This window comes from Paenibacillus nanensis (assembly GCF_003583765.1).
Lineage (GTDB): Bacteria > Bacillota > Bacilli > Paenibacillales > Paenibacillaceae > Pristimantibacillus > Pristimantibacillus nanensis.
Genome location: NZ_QXQA01000010.1, coordinates 1 through 18120, shown reverse-complemented (window position 1 = coordinate 18120; position 18120 = coordinate 1). Strand labels below are relative to the sequence as shown.

18 protein-coding genes are annotated in these 18120 nt (G+C 50.1%); 4 read left to right on the top strand and 14 right to left on the bottom strand.

The window, feature by feature from the left end:
• Positions 1-58: 58 nt before the first annotated feature.
• The 6 genes from D3P08_RS15885 to D3P08_RS15860 form a co-directional block, all read right to left on the bottom strand.
• Positions 59-1645, bottom strand: a complete 1587-nt coding sequence (locus tag D3P08_RS15885) for an extracellular solute-binding protein (RefSeq protein WP_119600695.1) — start codon at positions 1643-1645, stop codon at positions 59-61.
• A 75-nt stretch (positions 1646-1720) separates the two neighbouring features.
• The gene (locus D3P08_RS15880) at positions 1721-2590 is read right to left on the bottom strand and encodes a carbohydrate ABC transporter permease (protein WP_119600694.1); all 870 of its coding nucleotides are present in this window, start codon (positions 2588-2590) and stop codon (positions 1721-1723) included.
• 31 nt (positions 2591-2621) lie between these two features.
• Positions 2622-3605: an ABC transporter permease gene (locus D3P08_RS15875; protein ID WP_240647571.1), complete on the bottom strand. Its 984-nt coding sequence runs from the start codon at positions 3603-3605 to the stop codon at positions 2622-2624.
• Between the two features lie 214 nt (positions 3606-3819).
• Positions 3820-4233 (bottom strand): VOC family protein, encoded by a 414-nt coding sequence (locus D3P08_RS15870; RefSeq protein WP_119600693.1) that lies wholly within the window; start codon positions 4231-4233, stop codon positions 3820-3822.
• A 77-nt stretch (positions 4234-4310) separates the two neighbouring features.
• Positions 4311-5030 carry a sigma-70 family RNA polymerase sigma factor gene (locus D3P08_RS15865; protein WP_240647568.1) on the bottom strand — a complete coding sequence of 240 codons (720 nt, stop codon included), beginning with the start codon at positions 5028-5030 and terminating at the stop codon, positions 4311-4313.
• A 124-nt stretch (positions 5031-5154) separates the two neighbouring features.
• Positions 5155-5874 carry a YceI family protein gene (locus D3P08_RS15860; RefSeq protein WP_119600691.1) on the bottom strand — a complete coding sequence of 240 codons (720 nt, stop codon included), beginning with the start codon at positions 5872-5874 and terminating at the stop codon, positions 5155-5157.
• A gap of 194 nt (positions 5875-6068) precedes the next feature.
• Between D3P08_RS15860 and D3P08_RS15855 the strand changes: the two genes are divergently transcribed.
• The 3 genes from D3P08_RS15855 (at position 6069) to D3P08_RS15845 (ending at position 8827) form a co-directional block, all read left to right on the top strand.
• A complete protein-coding gene (locus D3P08_RS15855) occupies positions 6069-6752 on the top strand; it encodes a response regulator transcription factor (RefSeq protein ID WP_119600690.1) in 684 nt (227 codons plus the stop codon).
• Positions 6737-8131, top strand: a complete 1395-nt coding sequence (locus D3P08_RS15850) for a HAMP domain-containing sensor histidine kinase (protein ID WP_147381814.1) — start codon at positions 6737-6739, stop codon at positions 8129-8131. The genes D3P08_RS15855 and D3P08_RS15850 overlap by 16 nt, the downstream gene beginning before the upstream one ends.
• A gap of 204 nt (positions 8132-8335) precedes the next feature.
• Positions 8336-8827 carry a hypothetical protein gene (locus D3P08_RS15845; protein ID WP_119600688.1) on the top strand — a complete coding sequence of 164 codons (492 nt, stop codon included), beginning with the start codon at positions 8336-8338 and terminating at the stop codon, positions 8825-8827.
• A gap of 355 nt (positions 8828-9182) precedes the next feature.
• On the opposite strand, the gene D3P08_RS15840 is transcribed toward D3P08_RS15845, so the two are convergent.
• The 6 genes from D3P08_RS15840 to D3P08_RS15810 all read right to left on the bottom strand — a co-directional run bounded on the left by D3P08_RS15840 (position 9183) and on the right by D3P08_RS15810 (position 14678).
• A complete protein-coding gene (locus D3P08_RS15840; RefSeq protein WP_119600687.1) occupies positions 9183-9737 on the bottom strand; it encodes a 2'-5' RNA ligase family protein in 555 nt (184 codons plus the stop codon).
• A gap of 679 nt (positions 9738-10416) precedes the next feature.
• Positions 10417-11601 carry an MFS transporter gene (locus D3P08_RS15830; protein ID WP_119600685.1) on the bottom strand — a complete coding sequence of 395 codons (1185 nt, stop codon included), beginning with the start codon at positions 11599-11601 and terminating at the stop codon, positions 10417-10419.
• Between the two features lie 64 nt (positions 11602-11665).
• Complete coding sequence (locus D3P08_RS15825) at positions 11666-12256, bottom strand: TetR/AcrR family transcriptional regulator (protein ID WP_119600684.1); 591 nt, start codon at positions 12254-12256, stop codon at positions 11666-11668.
• 138 nt (positions 12257-12394) lie between these two features.
• Entirely contained in the window at positions 12395-13093 is a 699-nt protein-coding gene (locus D3P08_RS15820) for a hypothetical protein (protein ID WP_147381813.1), read from the bottom strand.
• A 109-nt stretch (positions 13094-13202) separates the two neighbouring features.
• Positions 13203-14018, bottom strand: coding sequence for a sensor domain-containing protein (locus D3P08_RS15815; protein ID WP_119600682.1), 816 nt, complete (start codon positions 14016-14018; stop codon positions 13203-13205).
• A gap of 120 nt (positions 14019-14138) precedes the next feature.
• The gene (locus D3P08_RS15810; protein ID WP_119600681.1) at positions 14139-14678 is read right to left on the bottom strand and encodes a hypothetical protein; all 540 of its coding nucleotides are present in this window, start codon (positions 14676-14678) and stop codon (positions 14139-14141) included.
• Between the two features lie 175 nt (positions 14679-14853).
• Between D3P08_RS15810 and D3P08_RS15805 the strand changes: the two genes are divergently transcribed.
• Entirely contained in the window at positions 14854-16146 is a 1293-nt protein-coding gene (locus D3P08_RS15805; protein ID WP_119600680.1) for a galactokinase, read from the top strand.
• A gap of 157 nt (positions 16147-16303) precedes the next feature.
• Here the strand turns inward: D3P08_RS15805 and D3P08_RS15800 are convergent, their stop codons facing one another.
• Positions 16304-17305 carry an NADP-dependent oxidoreductase gene (locus tag D3P08_RS15800; protein WP_119600679.1) on the bottom strand — a complete coding sequence of 334 codons (1002 nt, stop codon included), beginning with the start codon at positions 17303-17305 and terminating at the stop codon, positions 16304-16306.
• Between the two features lie 98 nt (positions 17306-17403).
• The gene (locus D3P08_RS15795) at positions 17404-17727 is read right to left on the bottom strand and encodes an ArsR/SmtB family transcription factor (protein ID WP_119600678.1); all 324 of its coding nucleotides are present in this window, start codon (positions 17725-17727) and stop codon (positions 17404-17406) included.
• Between the last annotated feature and the right edge of the window lie 393 nt (positions 17728-18120).

Here is an 18120-nt window from a genome sequence, read left to right as displayed (position 1 = left end):
CGCTCGGATGACCCCTCCTACCAGCGGATCCTGATCACCTTCGCAGCCTTCATCTTTTTTATTTAGCGGATTGACGCTCCTGGTAAATCTTCGTCGCCTCGTCCAGCAGCTCTTGGCCGCCGGTTTTCAGCCATTGGTTTTTGAAGCCTTCGAATGCCTTATCGATGTCCTCGTCGCCGATAATCGCCTTAATATAGAACTCGTCCTGAAGCGTCGTCAGCGTCGCCATGTACTTGCCTTTCGTCTCCATCGCTGTCGGACCGAGAATATCGCTCGTCGTTTCGAGACCCGCGTTCACCTTATCGCGGAACTCCAATTTGTCCGGCGTAAAGTGGAACTTCCATGTGCCTGTATCCCGTTCAATAAGCGGGTTATAGAAGCCACCGATGCCCATTTCACGCGCCGGGTCGGCCGTCGCCGTGAACTCTTCCTTCATGACGGGAACGCCGTCTACCAGATCGTAGGACTCGCCTTCCACTCCGAATACGGTGCGCAGGTAGACTTCATCCTTTGTCGCAAGGTCCTCAAGCATTTGCAGTATGCGGATGCGCTTCGCTTCGTCCTCCTGAACCTGCTTGCCGAACATCAGCGGCACCTGCAGCGGACCGTTCGACATGACGATCGACTTGCCGGCCGGGCCGATCAGTCCCTTGCCGTAGACAGCGGTAATGCCGTTCTCCGTATTGCCTGCGACCGCGCCGAAAAGATGGTGGTACATTTTATGATCGATATAGCCGATCTTCTTGCTGGACCACTTCTGGTCGAGCAGCGCGCCGTCATCCGTCATAAACTCCGGATCGATCAGCTCCGATTTATACCATTGGTTAAGCAGCTTCAGGGCTTCCTTCGACTCGTCGGTAATGCCGCCCCAAGTCACGCTGCCGTCCGCAGCCAGCTTGAAGTGGTACGGGTTCACGCCATACGCGGCATAAATCGAGTTGAACAGCTGCACCCGTACGTCTTTGCCCCGGCCGCTGATGCCGTACGTATCCTTTTGCCCGTTCTTATCCGGGTCGTTATTGCGGAACTTCGTCAGCACGTCTTCCAGCTCCTCGATCGTCTTCGGAGGCTCCTTATAGCCGATCGCTTCCAGCCATTCGCCATTGTAAGTCGGGATAAATCCATAGGCGCCGTTCAGCCAAATTCTCGGCACGCCGTAGTTCTTCCCGTCGATAATGCCGATATTCCACGCGTTCGGGTCCACCTCTTCCACATGGGCCGTATAGGATGGCATATACTTTTTGATCTCCTCCATGTCGATCTCGGCTATAACGCCTTGTCTTGCCCAGTTCGTCATGTCCGCTTCCGTAATGTTATGAGGGAAAATATCCGGAATCTCGCCTGACGCGATCATCGTCTTATAATTTTCGTCCGTTCCTCTCATGTTGACGAATTTCACGTTATAACGCTCTTCCAGATACTTCTGCGTCGGATTGTCATCGTTCGTTGGAATCTCCCATGTCGACGCGTTGGTCGCGATGGTGATTGTCTCATCCGATGCCTGATCGTTGGACGCGTTTGAAGGCGCGTTCGTGCTCGAGTTTGCGTCTGTGCCCGTATTTGAATTCGAGTTATTCGAGCATCCCGCCGCGAATACCGAAACGGCGAGCGCAAGCACTAAGCTGATTTTTTTCCAATGTCTCATTTTTTATGATCCTCCCTTTTATAAGTTCAAGCTTTATATAATCGGGCAGCGGATAAGCCGCGCGGTTATACCGGGTCATCCCTTCAGCGAGCCGATCATCGTTCCTTTGACGAAGTATTTTTGCAGGAACGGGTAAATGATCAGAATCGGCAGCGCGGCGAACATAATCGTAGCCGCCTTGATGGCAGGCGCATACTTGAGATTTCCAACAACCGTCCGTCCGAACGTTTCGGCGTCCGTATTCGTGATGACAATCTCCCGAAGGAAAAACTGAAGCACCTGCTTGTTCTGATCGGTAATGTACAGCACCGCATCGAACCAAGAATTCCAGTGGCCGACCGCCGTCCATAAGGCAAGGGTGGCAAGCACCGGCTTCGACAGCGGCAGGATGATGCTGAACAGAATGCGGATGTCATTCGCGCCGTCAATCTTGGCCGACTCCTCGAGCTCCGTCGGAATCCCCATAAAGAAGTTGCGCAGCACCAGCATCGAGAAGGTCGGAACCAAGCCCGGCACGACGTACACCCACACGCTATTCATCAGGTGCAGCCACTTCATCAGCAAGTAAGTCGGAATAATGCCTCCGCCGAAAAACATCGTGAACAGGATGATCATCGTGTAGAAGCTGCGGTGAGGCAAATATTTGCGCGACAACGGGTAGGCGCAGAGCGACATGGCGACTAGGGTCAGCAGCGTGCCGACGACCGTGCGGAATACCGAGTTGCCGAAGCCGGTCCATATTTTCGTTTGGCTTAGAACCTGGTTCCATGCGAAGAAGTCGATCTCCCGTGGATACAGGTGGAAGCCGAATCGGCTCGCTTCGCTTGGACTGCTAAGCGAGACGGACGCGATATGGAGAAACGGATAAATCGTCGCGATACATAGCAGAGAGATTGATAGGACGAGAATGGCCTGGAAGACATGTTCGCCGATTGTAGGTTTCATTTACGTTCATCTCCTTTCGGGCAGACTCTGGCTACAGAACCCCTTCTTGCCCCATTTTCTTCATGACATAGTTGGTGCCGAGGACGAGCATAATGCCGATGACATTTTTGAATAGCCCGACGGCCGTGGTAAGGCCGAACTGGGACTGCTGAATACCGGCCCGGTACACATAAGTGTCGATAACGTCGGCTACCTCGTACACGGCAGGGCTGTATAGGTTGAAGATTTGGTCGAAGCCCGCGTTCAGGATGCCCCCCAGCGAAAGGATGAACATGATCGACACGACCGGCAGTATGGAAGGAATCGTAATATGCCGGATCCGCTTCCACCGGTTCGCCCCATCGATTGTTGCGGCCTCATACAGGGTCGGATCGATGCCGGATAACGCAGCCAAATAGATGATTGTGCCCCAGCCGATTTCCTTCCAAATCGAAGTGACGACTAGCGTCGGCCGGAAATAATCCGTATCGGCCAAGAAATAAATCGGTTCCCCGCCAAACAGCTTGATGATATAGTTCACCGGCCCTTCGGACGGCGACAGCATGACGACGATAATACCCGACAGAATGACCCAGGAGAAAAAATGCGGGATATACGAGATCGATTGCGCGAACCTTTTGAACAGCTTATACCGCAGCTCGTTCAGCATAAGCGCAAGAATGATCGGCGCCGGGAACCCGAATATAATATTGTAGAGACTGATCAAAATCGTATTTCGGAAGATCCGCGCAAAGTCGGGCGATTGGTAGAACAGAAACTTAAAATGCTCCATTCCGATCCAGTCGCTGCCCCAAATCCCTTTGATCGGACTAAAGTCTTTGAATGCCAATTGAACGCCGTACATCGGCCCGTAATGAAAGATGCCATACCAGACGAGGACCGGAATCAGCATGAAAAACAGGTATTTATTTTTCTTATATTCCTTCCACGTGTGTTTCCATTTCGGCGGCTTCTTCGCCACGGAACCGTTTTCAATTTGCGCGATATTCGCGATGCCCGAATTTGTCTGGCTCACTGCCTACACTTCCTTCCTGCAATCCTGCTCATCGAAAGCCTTACAAGCCCAATTGTACCTGCAACCGGAGGGGCATAATGCCAAAACGATGCGGGAAAATGTTTGTTTATTGGCGTGATGCAGCCAGACTCCTTAAGCGCCCTTGACGGCAAAAAAAGCCGCGCTCCCCATCCGCAAGGATAGAGAGCGCGGCTCTTTGCAGCGCGTAAACATGTTATTCGTTTGCCTGTTCATCCTCTTCCGTCGGCCAGCCGCCCCATAGGTTCGACAGATGTCCGTCCGGGTCGCGCAGCGTAAAGCTGTAGCCGCCGCTTTTTTTGAAGACCAGCTCACCTGTCTCGACACCCTTCTCCCGAAGCTCCCGGTACGCTTCATGAATGTTGTCCACTTGCAGGGAAATGATCGGCTGCAGCTGCCCCTTGCTGTTCGTGAAGTCCAGATTCGGCACCTTCGGACTCTGTATTAAACCAAGTCCTACGCCCGCCACGTTCAGCCAGGCTTCCGTATCGCCAGGCGCATATTCGAACGTAAACGGAATGCCGAGCACATCCTTGTACCACTTGACCGACGCGTCCACATTTTTGACCGGCAGTTGAATGACCGCGTAGTTTTTAATTGCAATCGCCATTATTTCCTCTCCCTTGCGTATAAATGCTGCTTTCCCTCTATAAACGCAATGCGGGCTCAAAAAGAAACGGGGTCTTCCTATTTCGCTTGAAAAATTTCAATAAGATGCCCGTTAGGGTCGCGGAACGTGAAGGAGTACCGCCCGGATTGAACGGAGACGCTCTCCACCTGCATTCCCCTGGACGCGAGCGCGAGATATGCCGTGCAGATCCCCTCCGCATCTCCCTCCCGGAAGGCGGATAGGAACTGCTCGAAGCTTTCCTTCGTCAGCATACCGTCCGAAGGTCCCGTTGACGGTTTCGCGCGATCCGTTCTCCAATCATTCGTGTCGTTCATCATCGTCCGCAGCCGGCGGCGCGCCCGCTTCAGGCCTTCTTTCACGGCGCCAACCGTCATGTGCAGAAGCTCGCCCGTCTCCGCCGCGCTGAAACGAAAGACGTCGACGAGCAGAATCAACACCATCTGCCGCGGATTCAGCCGGCCGGCCAGCTGCTCGAGCGACTCCCGCACCGTAAGCTCGCTTACTGGGCTAGCCTCTGCCAGATGAAGCGCTTCATCGAAGGTCACGCTATCTCCTGCGGCTTTCCGCTTCCGGTATTGATCGATCCATACGTTTTTGGCGATGAGGCGCAGGTACGACTTGCTCACTTGCCGCTCCGGCGCTTGCTCAAGCGACCGGTATGCTTTCAGCAGCGTCTCCTGCATCAAATCCTCCGCGTCCCATTCGCTCGAAGCCAGCGCGCGGCAGTAAAGCCTAAGGTCTGGAAGATACGGTTCAATGACGGCTATAGGATTCAACGATTTTCTTCCTTCCGAACTAATGTCATCCATTCCCTATTGTAACGGCTTTCGGCATAGGAGAAAAGACCTATCGAAGCAAAACAAACCCCTCTCGTTGGCCGAGAAGGGCTTGTTGCCATCGTTATGCCTTATTCAAAATAAGCTCCAGCTGTACGGAAAGCTCGTTCTCCGTCTCCAGCACAACCGTATGCGGACTCGTCATGCCAAAGTCGGCGAAAGTGACCTTCGTCGTGCCGGACAGCAGCAGCTGCCCGTCCTTATACATGGCGTTCGAGGCGAAGGTAACGTCCTTGCCAATGCCTTTGACCGTCAGCGTGCCTGCGATTTCGACCGGCACCGCGGTTCCTTCCGTCCATTCCGCCGGCAGCGGGGAGATCGAGGCGGCCTGGAATGTCGCCTCGGGAAATTCGCCTACCGCCAGCAGATCCTCCCGCTCCTTCACATGACCGTCCCGCTGGCTGTTGCCGGAATCAAGCGCCGTCATATCGACGACTCCCTCCCCCGTCATCCCCGCCGCGTCATTAACATCCACAGTCCAGGACCCCGTTACGGCTTCATTGACAAAATTAACGGTTTCTCTGGAGGTCGTAACCGACCAGTATACTTTGGAGCCTTCCGCAATCGCCCAATTTCCGTTTAATTGCTCAGCCGATAAGGCCGCAGTGGAGCCGCCTGTCTCATCCGCATTCGTCTGTCCGGACGGTGCCGGTTCCTCCAATACCTCCATGACGGACTCTACCTCTACTTGATTGCCCATATAACGATCCATTGCCGCATACCCGCCGGCTCCGATCACAACGACTAAAGCAACCGACAACAGTACGATATGTTTTCTCTTCATCGATACCTCCTATTTATGCGGCGGCCGCCGACTAAGGCCATTATACCCGTCCAATGTGTCGAGCAGATGTCGGCGGCAAAGCCTTAACGGCCGGTCTTTTTTATCTGCCGGCGCCTCAATTGGGAAACATTGCCGACCATCTCGCAACGTTGCTACAATGAGAGCATAAAGAGCGAAAGGGGGCTGTCTTATCATTGAAAACCATTCTGGTTGTTGAAGACGAACCGGCTATCGCGCGCGTATTGACCGCCTACTTGCAGAAAGCCCATTTCCGCGTCAAGCTGGCAGCTGACGGCCGGCAAGCGCTCGAATTATTCGCTAAGGAGACGCCGGCGCTTGTGCTGCTCGATGTCATGCTGCCGCATATCGACGGCTGGGACGTGCTATGCCGAATAAGGGAGACGAGCAGCTGTCCGGTTATTATGCTGACCGCTCGAGATGCGGTGGAGGACAGGCTGAATGGGCTGAACGCCGGCGCGGACGATTACATGCCGAAGCCGTTCGTGCCTGAAGAGGTCGTCGCCCGCGTGCAGGCCGTCCTGAGACGGCCCTCCCAATGGACGGACGGCGGACGTCTTCGCCGGTACGGCCGGCTGTGCATCGACTTTATGGCGCAGCATGTCTCACTGAGCGGCGCTCAGGTGGCGTTAATGCCGCGCGACTTAGCGCTGCTGCTTTTTCTGGCGGAGCATCCGAACCGGACCTTTACCCGGGAGCAGCTAATCGAACATGTATGGGGGGCGGATTATGAAGGCAGCGACCGCGCGGTCGACTTGTCGATCAAGCGTATTCGGCAAGCGTTAGCGCACTGGCCGGAGACGGAAGGGGATATCCGGACATTAAGGGGAATGGGGTATCAATTGTGGATCGAAAAATGAAGCAAACCTCCATTCTTTCCTATTGGACCGTCCGGTATTTTTGGATTCTATTTGCCGGGCTGCTCGTCATTGCCGCCGCGGCGGTCTGGTGGACCAAGCAGCAGACGATGGACAGCCGGCTGCAGACGGTCGAGCTGCTCGCGCAGGATATTGCAGACCGGCTTAGCGGAGAAGACGGAACTGTCACCGTACCGCCGTATCTCACTCAGCTTCTGCAAAAGCGCGCCCAGTATTTCAATCTTGGGCCTGGCATTTGCCTGCTCGTCACGGATCATAACGGCAAGCTGCTGTACGCTTCCGATCCGATCACCCAGGAGGAGCTTCCCCTGAAGCTGAACGCGAGTCTCGACCGCGCCCTGGAGCCGGGCATGAAAGCAATCATTGCCCCTATTACCTATGACGAGGCGAAAATTGGACAAGTCACGATTCTTCAGCCGACACGCCCTCTTACCCGGCTGCCTGATCTGCAATGGGCTTTCGGCCTCGCGTTCCTGAGCCTGGCTGCGCTCGGCTGGCTGACTATTTATTTATTGTCTCGGAAGCTGTCCCGCCCCATTCGAAAGGTTGCTTCGGCCGCCCGCGAGATCAGTCTCGGTCATTACGACGTATCCCTCCATGCCGATACGAAAGAGCGGGAGCTGGGCGAGCTGCTCCACTCCTTCAAAGAGATGGCCGGGAGGCTCAAGCAGCTCGAGCATTCGCGGAGCTTCATGCTGGCCGGACTGACCCACGAGCTCAAAACGCCGGTCACGTCGGTGAAGGGGCTCGTCCATGCGGTGAGAGAGAAGGTCGTCACCGGCGAAGAAGCCGACGAGTTCCTTGATATCGCGCTGTTGGAGTCGGGACGGCTTGAACGCATGGTTTCGGACTTGCTCGATTATAACGCGCTGGCTGCCGGGGTTGTCCCCATGAACCGTGACCGGCTGGATGCCTCAGCGCTTCTTAGCGAAATCGTCTACCAATGGAGATTGCTGCAGGAGGACGGCATGCCCGAGCCGTCGCTTCAGCTGCCCCACGAGCCCGTGCAGATTGCAGGGGACTCGCTCCGCATTCAGCAAATTATCGTCAACCTGCTCCATAACAGCGCGCAAGCGAAGCATCCGGACCGTCCCCTGCATATCGATATCGCTTTGCGTGTCCGAGACAAGCATGCCGAAATAACCGTTCGCGACAACGGCTCCGGCATTCCGGTATCCGAGCAGCAGCTCATCTTCGAACGGTTCTTCCGCGGGGAGAACAAGAAGCTGTCCATCCGAGGCTTAGGCTTAGGGCTGGCCTTCAGCAAGCTGCTTGCGGCAGCTCAGGGAGGAGAGCTTGCCTTTATCGAAAGCTCGGAACAGGGCACGACGTTTGCATTGACGCTGCCTCTTACGGAATAAGCTGTAGATTTCCGCAGGAAACGGTCGGCAGGTATGGAAATATCGGCGGTACAGGTGAAGCCTGTACCGCTTTTTTGTTGTTTATATCTGTTAATCAAAAGGGGGATGTTACCTGAAATGTGAAGCTAAATTTTGTAATTACCTTTAGTTGTATCTCCATTAAGGGATGAGGAGATTCTAAAATAAAAAGGATGGTGGCCAGAGGTGTCAATTAAAAGTCGTTGGTTAATCAATGTTGCGATGGTGGTCCTATCGTGGCTGACATTGCCCCTTATGAGTTCGCGCAGCCTAAAACGATTCCTCCCCGCAACCGTCTTGATTTTGATTGTTGAAATGATTCACGCTCGTTTCGGGAAGAAAAAAAAATGGTGGGCTTTTTATCAAAAAACCGATTCGATCCTTTTTAATGAGTTCCCTTTTCAAATCGGCCCTTTTTTTGTTACTTCGTTATGGCTTCTTAAATGGACTTACGGCAACCTAAAAAATTTTTTATTGGCAAATGTGGTGAACAATGCGTTTTTTGCTTTTGGCGTAACGGAAATTGGCCAAAGAATTAAATGGTACAAGCTAGTAAAGTTTAATCGGTTCGAATTTTTTCTGTATTTTTATCAAAAAGCCTTCTTATTATACTTCTTCCAGTATCTTTTTGAAAAAAGAAGGTCCTTGACGTTACCCAAAGGTAAAATGAAGGGGTAGACCGTATTCATTTTAACAAAAGGCGAACTAGAAGCAGCGACAGCTACGGACGAGAAGGATAAAGTCCTAAACTGTCGCTATTTGGCGTACTATTAGTTGCTGGGAATGCGTTGCTGCGTCACGCAGGCCTCTATTTTACCGAAGCAGCTGGCAGCTGCATCAGAATCAAGTAACACTCACGTAGGTTGGCGATCAATGCTGTCCCTCACTGATCTGGCAAAAGCCAGCTTTATGCCTTAGGAGGGCTAAATGATGAACTATCCCGCTAACCTCCCTTAAACGTAACGAAGCTGCCGATCGTGTTCCCAGCAGCTTCGCCCTGATTGGCATTGATTCCAGCTCGTCAATGATCCGATTAGAACAGCTTGGCAAGTTTGATATCTTCAAAAGGCGCGTTTTTTTTGATATCAAATACCCGCACGAATGTTACATCGAAGATGGGAAAAGGTGATAACGCTTCTTTCGCAGCCAATTTCATTTCGATGATTTCTGCTTCTTTCATGCCCCATTTTGTTTGACCCAAAGTCAAATGTGGAATGAAGTGATCTAACTCTATATACCTATCAATAAGTTCGGGCGGCGGGGAAACCGCATCTACCAAGTTTTTGTGCAGTTTATATATCTCTTTCGATTCAACGCTAAGGAATGTAACCGCTGTTCCGAATGTTGCTGGTTCCGACAAAGTTAACTGGAAGATTGGAAATGAAGAACAAGTTTCTCTTACTTTTTCAAGCCAATTCATATCCTCCGTAAGTCCGCTTTGGGCTTTAACCGTAATGTGGGGCTCCACCGGAGTCCTAAAGCCGTTGTGATCCCATCGATTTCGAAATACCTTAGCCCATTTATTACGAAACATCGAAATTTGTTCTTTGTAATCTTCAGGTGGAACGATCCCAATAAAAAAATGCATTTTTGCACACGCCTCCATACACTTGCATCCATTTAAAATAACTTAACGAGGCCGCCTGATTATGCTGGCAGCCTCGTCTTTGATTCACGATGGAACTAATCGATTTCCATAAACATTAAGATTGGCGATAACTATCGTTTGCCGTTTAACTTCGCTCTGTACAGTACGGCGAGAAGTAACCCTGTACTTAAAATAAATATTAAAGTCTTAATGTGATATTCAAAATCACTAATTAAGGTGATGATAAAGGTTATTGCTAACAAACCAATATTTTCTCTAATCCATTTTGAGGTCTTTAGAATGAATATCCTATAACCTACAATTCCATATACCATAATAAGAACAACATAATACATAAAAATTAAGTATGTACTCATATTTCCCTCCTTTGTATGAACGACCATCCCAAAACTGCCGAAAAATGAATCTTAATAAAATTGTACCACATATTGGAACGTTATCTGCCGGTCAGAGTTGCACTGTCACCAATATGTAAAAAGGCTGCCGATCAATAAATTGTTTAGCTTGAATGCCATTACGATTAAGCACCCTAATATCACTCTAATTTCAAGACCTTAGTTTAATGAGGCTGCCAAGCATAATTTCTGGCAGCCTCGTTAACTCCTCAATTTAACTATCATTCCCGCTAGTTGAGCGAGGGCGGATAAGCATTTAAAAGCTATTCGGACGCGTCAGTGCAGGGCTTCAGGGTAGATTTCGCCACTTTACGGTTGCTCTGAGCTAGATAGGGCAGTAAAGAAATTAATCCAAGCGCCCCTAAAGAAGCGCCGACCCATAGCGGGGAGACGGTCCCATATCCGGCATCGATAGCCATCCCGCCAAGGGTGGAGCCCACGACGATACCCAGACTAATAATAGAGCCATGCACTGTAGTGACTAAGGCTCCGGTGCCTGCAACGCGTGCGATCCGTGCTGTCATCGCGGGATTCATGGTCACCCCCGTCAATCCGATGACCATAACCGCAGCTATGGATACATAAGGGTTACGAACGAAGAAACCGAATACGACTAATGCGGAAGTCAATGAAAGTAGACCGATAACAAGGGTTGGCATCATAAAACGATCGGCTAATCGTCCCGTTACGACGTTGCCTATAACGGTCGCAGCTCCGTAAACGCCCAGAAGAAGCGGAATTGCAGAGGAATTAAAGCCAGAGAGTCGATCTAGAATCGGTGTAAAGTAACTAAATGCCGAGAATGTCGCACCGATAATCAACATACTAGTCGAATAGGCAGCCCAAAGATGGGCATTCTTAAAGACTGATAGTTCCTTACGCAAACTAACTGATTCGGCTCTTAAAGAGGAAGGTATCGCTTTAATGCCAAGAATTCCGGATATAAGCACCAGCACGACAACCGCCCAGAAGCTTGAACGCCAACCGAAATATTGGTCAAATAACATCGCAATCGGCAAACCGAGCGCAGTAGCGACCATGAGACCGCCAAGGACAACGGATGCGGCGAGTCCACGCTTTTCCGGCCCGACCATGTCGAAGCAAATCGCCAGGGAAACGCCGAAGCAAGCAGCTGATGAGATCCCCGTGATGATCCTTGCCGCCAGCATCATCTCGTAGTTAGTGGCTACGGCCCCGAGTATTTGACCGATCAGGAAAATCGAGGAAAGCAAGAGGAATGCTTGTTTTCTCGTTATTTTAAGAAAAGCGCTCGTTAGCATCGGTCCGCCCAAGATCATCCCTGCGGCATAGGCCGATATCAAATATCCGACAGCCGCTATTGAAACCCCAAATTCGTTCGCTAAGGAAATCATCATCCCGGACACCATAAATTCCGATGTCGTCATAGAAAAAATCATAAGACCTAATGCGTAAATCGCTAAAGGCATAGGATCAACCTCCCTATATTTTACTGATCAGTACAAAAGTATTTCGAAAAAGCGGCCTGCAACGTTAAAACAATAATTTCAGCGTTGCTTCGGCCGTTTGTACCGCTCTTTCGCGGCTTTGCGCCGCGACGTTTAACACTCTTAATCCGTAGTAACTGCTAAGGAACAGGCTCGCTAACTCGTTGGTTTCGCGGGATAGCGCGATCTCTCCGGAGTTTCGTCCCTCCTCGATGGTTTGTCTCAAGGCTTCCTCCAGTCGGTTCACGTGTTGATTGAAAATTCGTTCGACCGTCGGGTCTCTTTGCGCCCGCTCCATTGCGGCGTTAATCAACAGGCAGCCTCTTCGGCCTTTTTCAGAGAAATCCTCATGGATGACCCAATCCAGCAGAGCACGGATGCGGTCCTTGACGGGGACCGGCTGTTGCAGTATCGCAATTTGAGCTTCGATGCCGATCTCATGATAACGAAGCAGCACCTTCTCATAGATGACATGCTTGCTTCCGAATGCATTATACAAACTTCCTCTTCCAAGTCCCGTTTGCTTGCATAAATCTTCCGTAGAACAGGCCTCATAGCCGTTGGTCCAAAAAAGCTCCATGGCTGCATCGATAACCGCCGTATCGCGAAACTCTCGGGGTCTTCCGCTTTTCCCCATTTCCTCTCCCCCCTTTTATGCTGATTTACCATATATCTTATGCATTTTGTACTGATCTGTCAAATATTAACTAGGAGCCTTCGGCGAGGGACTAGAAATGATGTGATTCGGTATGGTAAACCTTATCCTCCATTCTCCCTATGCTCGGGTAAAGGGAAGAAAAATATTGATCAGCCCATTCAGCTGACGGAAGTGGTTTCGGTCCATAAGCACGACTAAAATTTCATTGCCAGTGTCAGTAAAAAAGAATCTTAGACTGCTGCCGCTCTCGGCAAGCAATTCAGAAAAGATGACGAAGACTTCAAGGCTCATCCAATCGTCCTGCACGGAAAGCGAGTAACAATAATCTTTGCCGTTAGCTTTAAAAGCGATCCATACTTCGCTTGCTTCAATATCCACGTAGTCCTGAATGTCGGTTACGCTTATAAACGGCACGAGCATATCTGCAATTCGTTTTAATCCATAGGCATAGTCCCCGTGGTCCTCGATACATTCGCGGTCGAAGCACCAAACATCGTTTGACGGGTATTCATCACCAACGCCTTCCCTTTCCCTTCCCATACTCATAAGAAGATGAATGTAAGGGCATTCCTCATAATCGCCGATCTCAAAATCGATTATGTCCCTGATTTCTACATTCTCTTTGAGCGTAATGCCCACTCTACCCAAGTTGGCGAGCTGCTCTTCAATTGAAATGCGGACTTGCGGAGGCATAGAACATTTATTTTTGCGCTTAAAAAAACGAAACATGTCTTTGATAACCCCACCGTCAAAAGCTTGCCCTCCACCAGCCCCTATAAAATAGAAGCTGCATGAAGGGATTATTCGGCGCGCCATGAGGCAATCCTGCCCCTGAAAGTACGTACTTTACATTCCATATAGAAAAAAACCTCCTATACGAGCACCAGATGCCGGTTTGCTCTTATAGGAAGTTCTAGAACCGTTATTATCTTGTTGGAAGATCGGCGGCGCCAATCGTTTCGCCGAATGACGGGACAAGTCGTCCCGATTGGGTCGCAGCAATCTCATGCGCTTCCATTGGGATGGCGTAACTGCCCCCGCCATAGGTCCCTTCCGGGTTAGGACGGTGAACGGGCTCGGGGCCCGACACGCTCATAACCCAAGCCGCATACCAGCGGCCAAGACCTTTAAGCATGAGCGGCAGCAGCAAAGTAAACACCAAGCCGACCCCGCCGGCGATCCAGGAGCGTTGGGCGGACGTCAAGTCCAAGTCGAACAACAGGTCCAGCCCCCATTTATGCGAAAACAAGTTGAAATCGAACAGCCGCATACTTACCTCGTAAGCAGCCGGCGAGAGCAGAACCGCAAAAGCGGTTACGGGCAGCACGATAGCAAAGGTGAACGCCGCGATGCCGATCGGAAGCTGCATGATCCCGAACAGAATGCCGCGGTACGATTTGCCGTCCTTCAGAACAGACAACAGCCAGGGCCGCCATCCCCGCTGTTCGCCGGGTGCCGTCCCCTGGGGAGCGGTAACGGCCGCCTTCTCCTTACCTTGGAACCAGGCTGTCGCGTACCTTCCTTCTCCCACCATTATCGCCCGGCACGCGGCCAGCGTTGCAGCCAGTAGAGGCACACCGATCAAAAATACCGATAGCGGAAGGCTTACGGACAAACCGGCTACCAAAATAACGAACGCTGCGATCCCCTTGGGAAGCGACAGGATGAGCATTTTCCACGATTGCAAGGCGCTTTGTTTCTTCATGAATACAACCACGCTTTCTCTTATTGTTGCTCTCATTGTAGCTCTTTCTTCTAAGTCTCATCATCCTCCTGACGGATGGAATCGAACCCGGACCTTGGTCCAGTCCGGGACCATCCATTCGGCCGGTGTTGAGGACAACAATTGCGAGCTTCACTTTTATTTGGCGTAGTGGTTCACGCTAAAAGCGTATAAAACCTTCAACATAAACAATAAGCTGACAATGAGCGTAAAGAGCTCCATATTCGGAAGCATCGGGACCCAGCCTAAGCCGCCAGCCAGCAGCAATCCCCCAACGAAACGCTGACGCGGCCCCGTTAACCCATTAATGACAAACGCGCTTACAATCGTGTATAACCAAACCCAGACGGCATTCATCACATCCGTTTCAAGCAGTAAGGCCAGCACAACGATGTGAACGTGCACGGCAATAAAGAGGAGGCGCATTTTATGACGAGCGGCGTAATAGTTGTTCGTAGACTCCGTGAAGTTCGCGATGCATCCGCAAAAGATGTCAAAGATCAACAGGAATGAGAGCACCCTCTGCCATAGCGGTATTCCATCATACATGTCGGGAAATCGCATAACGGCAGCTATGCTCAGAATTGCCCCAAATAGCAGGATGGACGCCATAGATCCAATAGATTGCCTTTCACCTAACATTTCTTGTAATGCCTTCGGAATAAGCACCTGCTTCATTCAAATCCACGCTCCTTATAAAAGGTAATCAAACATGCCAATCCTTAACGGAGGATTGGATTTCTAAAACCGCCTATTGCTTGCATATTCATCCTATCCGTGAATGCCGCTCTTCGACTACAATAGATATAACAACTACTACATAAACAGTAAAGGTCAGGAGGAACCATTCAGGATGAACGAACATTTCGAACAGCTATTTGGTTTGGATGAGACACAGCAATTGCTGGAGACGATGTACGGCCGGGAGCAGCAGGAGCAGCAAATTGGCAGGTACCGGAGGTGTATGGAAGGCTATCTTGCCAATTACGGAGAGATTGGGACGCTGAACTACTTCAGCGCGCCGGGCCGCACGGAGATTGGCGGTAATCATACCGATCATAACAATGGACGGGTGCTGGCGGCTAGCATTCAGTTGGATACGATTGCGGCTGCGGCAGCAGTGGACAGCGGTGTCATTACCGTGTTTTCCGAAGGATATCCAGGTCTGGCCGTCATCCATTTGGACAATCTGGAGCCACAGGAAGGCGAGGGAGGAACGGCCGCACTTATTCGCGGTATTGCGCACGGCTTCCAGAAGCACGGTTATCGGATCGGCGGTTTCAATGCTTACGTGAGCAGCAGCGTGCTGCCGGCGTCAGGACTTAGCTCTTCTGCTTCATTTGAAATGCTGATCTGTCAGATTCTGAGCACGTTCTATAATGAAGGCAGCCTGGATGCGGTCATGATGTCGCGCATCGGCAAGCATGCTGAAAACCTTTATTGGAACAAGCCCTCCGGGATGCTGGACCAAATGGCCTGCGCATACGGCGGAATGATTACAATCGACTTCAAAGAGCCGACAGAGCCGCAAATCGAGCCAATTCCAGGTACCTTCGAAGACGCTGGCTACAGCCTTGTCATTGTCAGCACTGGCGGCAACCATGCGGACCTGACGGAGGATTACGCGTCGATCCCGAACGAGATGCGGGCGGTCGCGCAGCAATTCGGCGCTGAGGTTTGCCGCGATTTGACGGCAGAGATGATTTACAGCCGTCTCACGGAACTGCGCGATACTGTCGGAGACCGGGCGGTGCTGCGCGCGCTGCACTATTTGGAAGAGAATGACCGTGTCGGGCAGCAGGTAGAAGCCATAAATGCCGGCGAATGGCAGAAGGTGCTGAAGCTCATTACCGCTTCCGGCAATTCCTCGTGGAAATGGCTCCAGAACATTTACCAGGAGTCCGTGTCCCGCGAACAAGGGATTGCGCTAACCCTCGCCATTACCGAACGGTTCATTGACCGGATTGGCGAAGGCGCCTGCAGAGTACACGGCGGCGGCTTTGCCGGCGTCATCCTCGCCGTTCTGCCGCATGCGGCGGTTGCGGAATACCGGGAGCTCATCGGCCGTACAACCGGAAAAGAACTGTTCACGATCCGCGTGCGCGAGATCGGAGCGGTTTGCTTGAATACCCTTTTGCAAGCTTAGATTGTTTAATTTTACCATAAAAAAAGCGGCAGCCTACGACGAAAAAAAGTCATGGGCTGCCGCTTACAAGTTCATAAAGTGTAACAAAAACTGCAGCCGGCTTGGCTGCAGTCTGCAGTCGAAAAAGAGATTGTGCTTGGTTGGATTCTTTCTAGAATTACTTTATTCTAATGACTACCTTTCCTTTGGCCCGTCCGCTCTCCAGGTAGTTAAATGCTTGCTCGGTATCTGACAAATGATATATCTTATCAATAATAGGCTTTATTAGACCTCCTTCAATAAAGTCCTTTAATATCTTCAATTGCGACCCACTCGGCTTCATAAACAGGAAGTGATATTTCGTTTGATTTTTCTTCTCTTGAGTTTTGATCTTGCGACTCACAATGGACAAAATTGTTGTTTTCACCCAGCCCAAATTTGCCTCTTTTCCAAATTTGGCGTTAGGGATGCCGGAAATGGATACGATTTGTCCGCCTGGCTTCAGAATGCGAAATGATTTTTCCAAAGCTGCTCCGCCTAAAGTATCAAAGACTGCGTCATATCCGGTAAGCAGTTCTTCGAAATTCTCATGTTTATAATTAATAATAAGATCGGCCCCTAATGATTTGACCAATTCATAGCCTCTATCACTTGCTGTTGTAGCAACAAAGGCGCCCATCAGCTTGGCTAATTGAATGGCGAAGGTCCCTACGCCACCCGAACCTGCATGAATCAGAATTTTTTGGCCTTTTTGTAAGTTTAAAATATCAGTAAAAGCCTGATAAGTCGTAAGTCCAATTAGCGGGATTGACGCTGCTTCTTCAAAGGTTAGATTTTTCGGTTTCAGCCAAATATCTTCCTCGTGAACAGCAATAAATTCGGCTAATGTTCCGATTCGGTTTTTGCGGGGTCTCCCGTAGACTTCATCTCCGGGTTTAAAGGAACTAACCCGTTCGCCAACCTTGACTACAACTCCAGCGAAATCATTTCCTAAGATTAGAGGAAATTTGTACTTCAAAAGAAATTTCATTTTCCCTTCCTTAATCTTAAAATCAATAGGATTTAAGCTGGAAGCATGAATTTCCACAAGCACATCATGTTCTCCGATATTAGGCACAGGTTGTTCTGTCATCACCAATGGAACGTTTTTCCCATACTTCTCAATGATCATGGCTTTCATATTTAATTATTCCTCTCTTATGTTTATTGGTTTAATCTAATAAACTAATTATGCAAAGGGAAGTCTTTGTCTCAGTTTCCCTTTAATTCCTTTAGCACTCACTGTGTCCAATTACACTCGTCTTCAACAGCACCGATTAATGATTTAAGTTGTTCAAGTGGTTTACGGACAGTCAGAACATAATAATTTTCTACACCTTTTTTTTCTGATGTAATAAAACCAGACTGTTTCAATACCTTTAGATGATGGGATACAGCCGGTCTAGACAAGTTTACATTACCTGATATCGTATTAACATTCAGGCCGGATTTGTTGTGTGCTAGCAGCATAATAATAGCTTGGCGGTTTTCATCGGTCAGCACTTCCAATAATGGGATACACTCTTTAAATTGTTGCAGAATATGTGCAGTTCTCCCGCTCATACGATCCATCCTTTATGTTCATTCGTTTAATCATATAAACGTAATTATAATCAATTGCTCAATTTAATCAAGCTCAAGGTTGCACAAATTCTCGAAGAAACGACAATTGAAACCGACTTTAAAGTCGAGTTCAGGTCAATGGATGATAATTCGACCAATTTTGGACCCCCTAATATTCAGGACAGGGCAAGATTGGGGCTAACGGGAGACTTTAGTTCTACAGATGATGAAGCAGCTTGCCCACGGCAACTGCTTCCTTTTCATTGAGCTATACCAGCTAATAGCTTGTCAACATTACCAGCAAAACAACATGAGAACTTGTGTTATATTGATTAATGAGCATGCCAAACAACCCTCCAACATGGGTTGTATTGGAAGGTTATACCATCAATT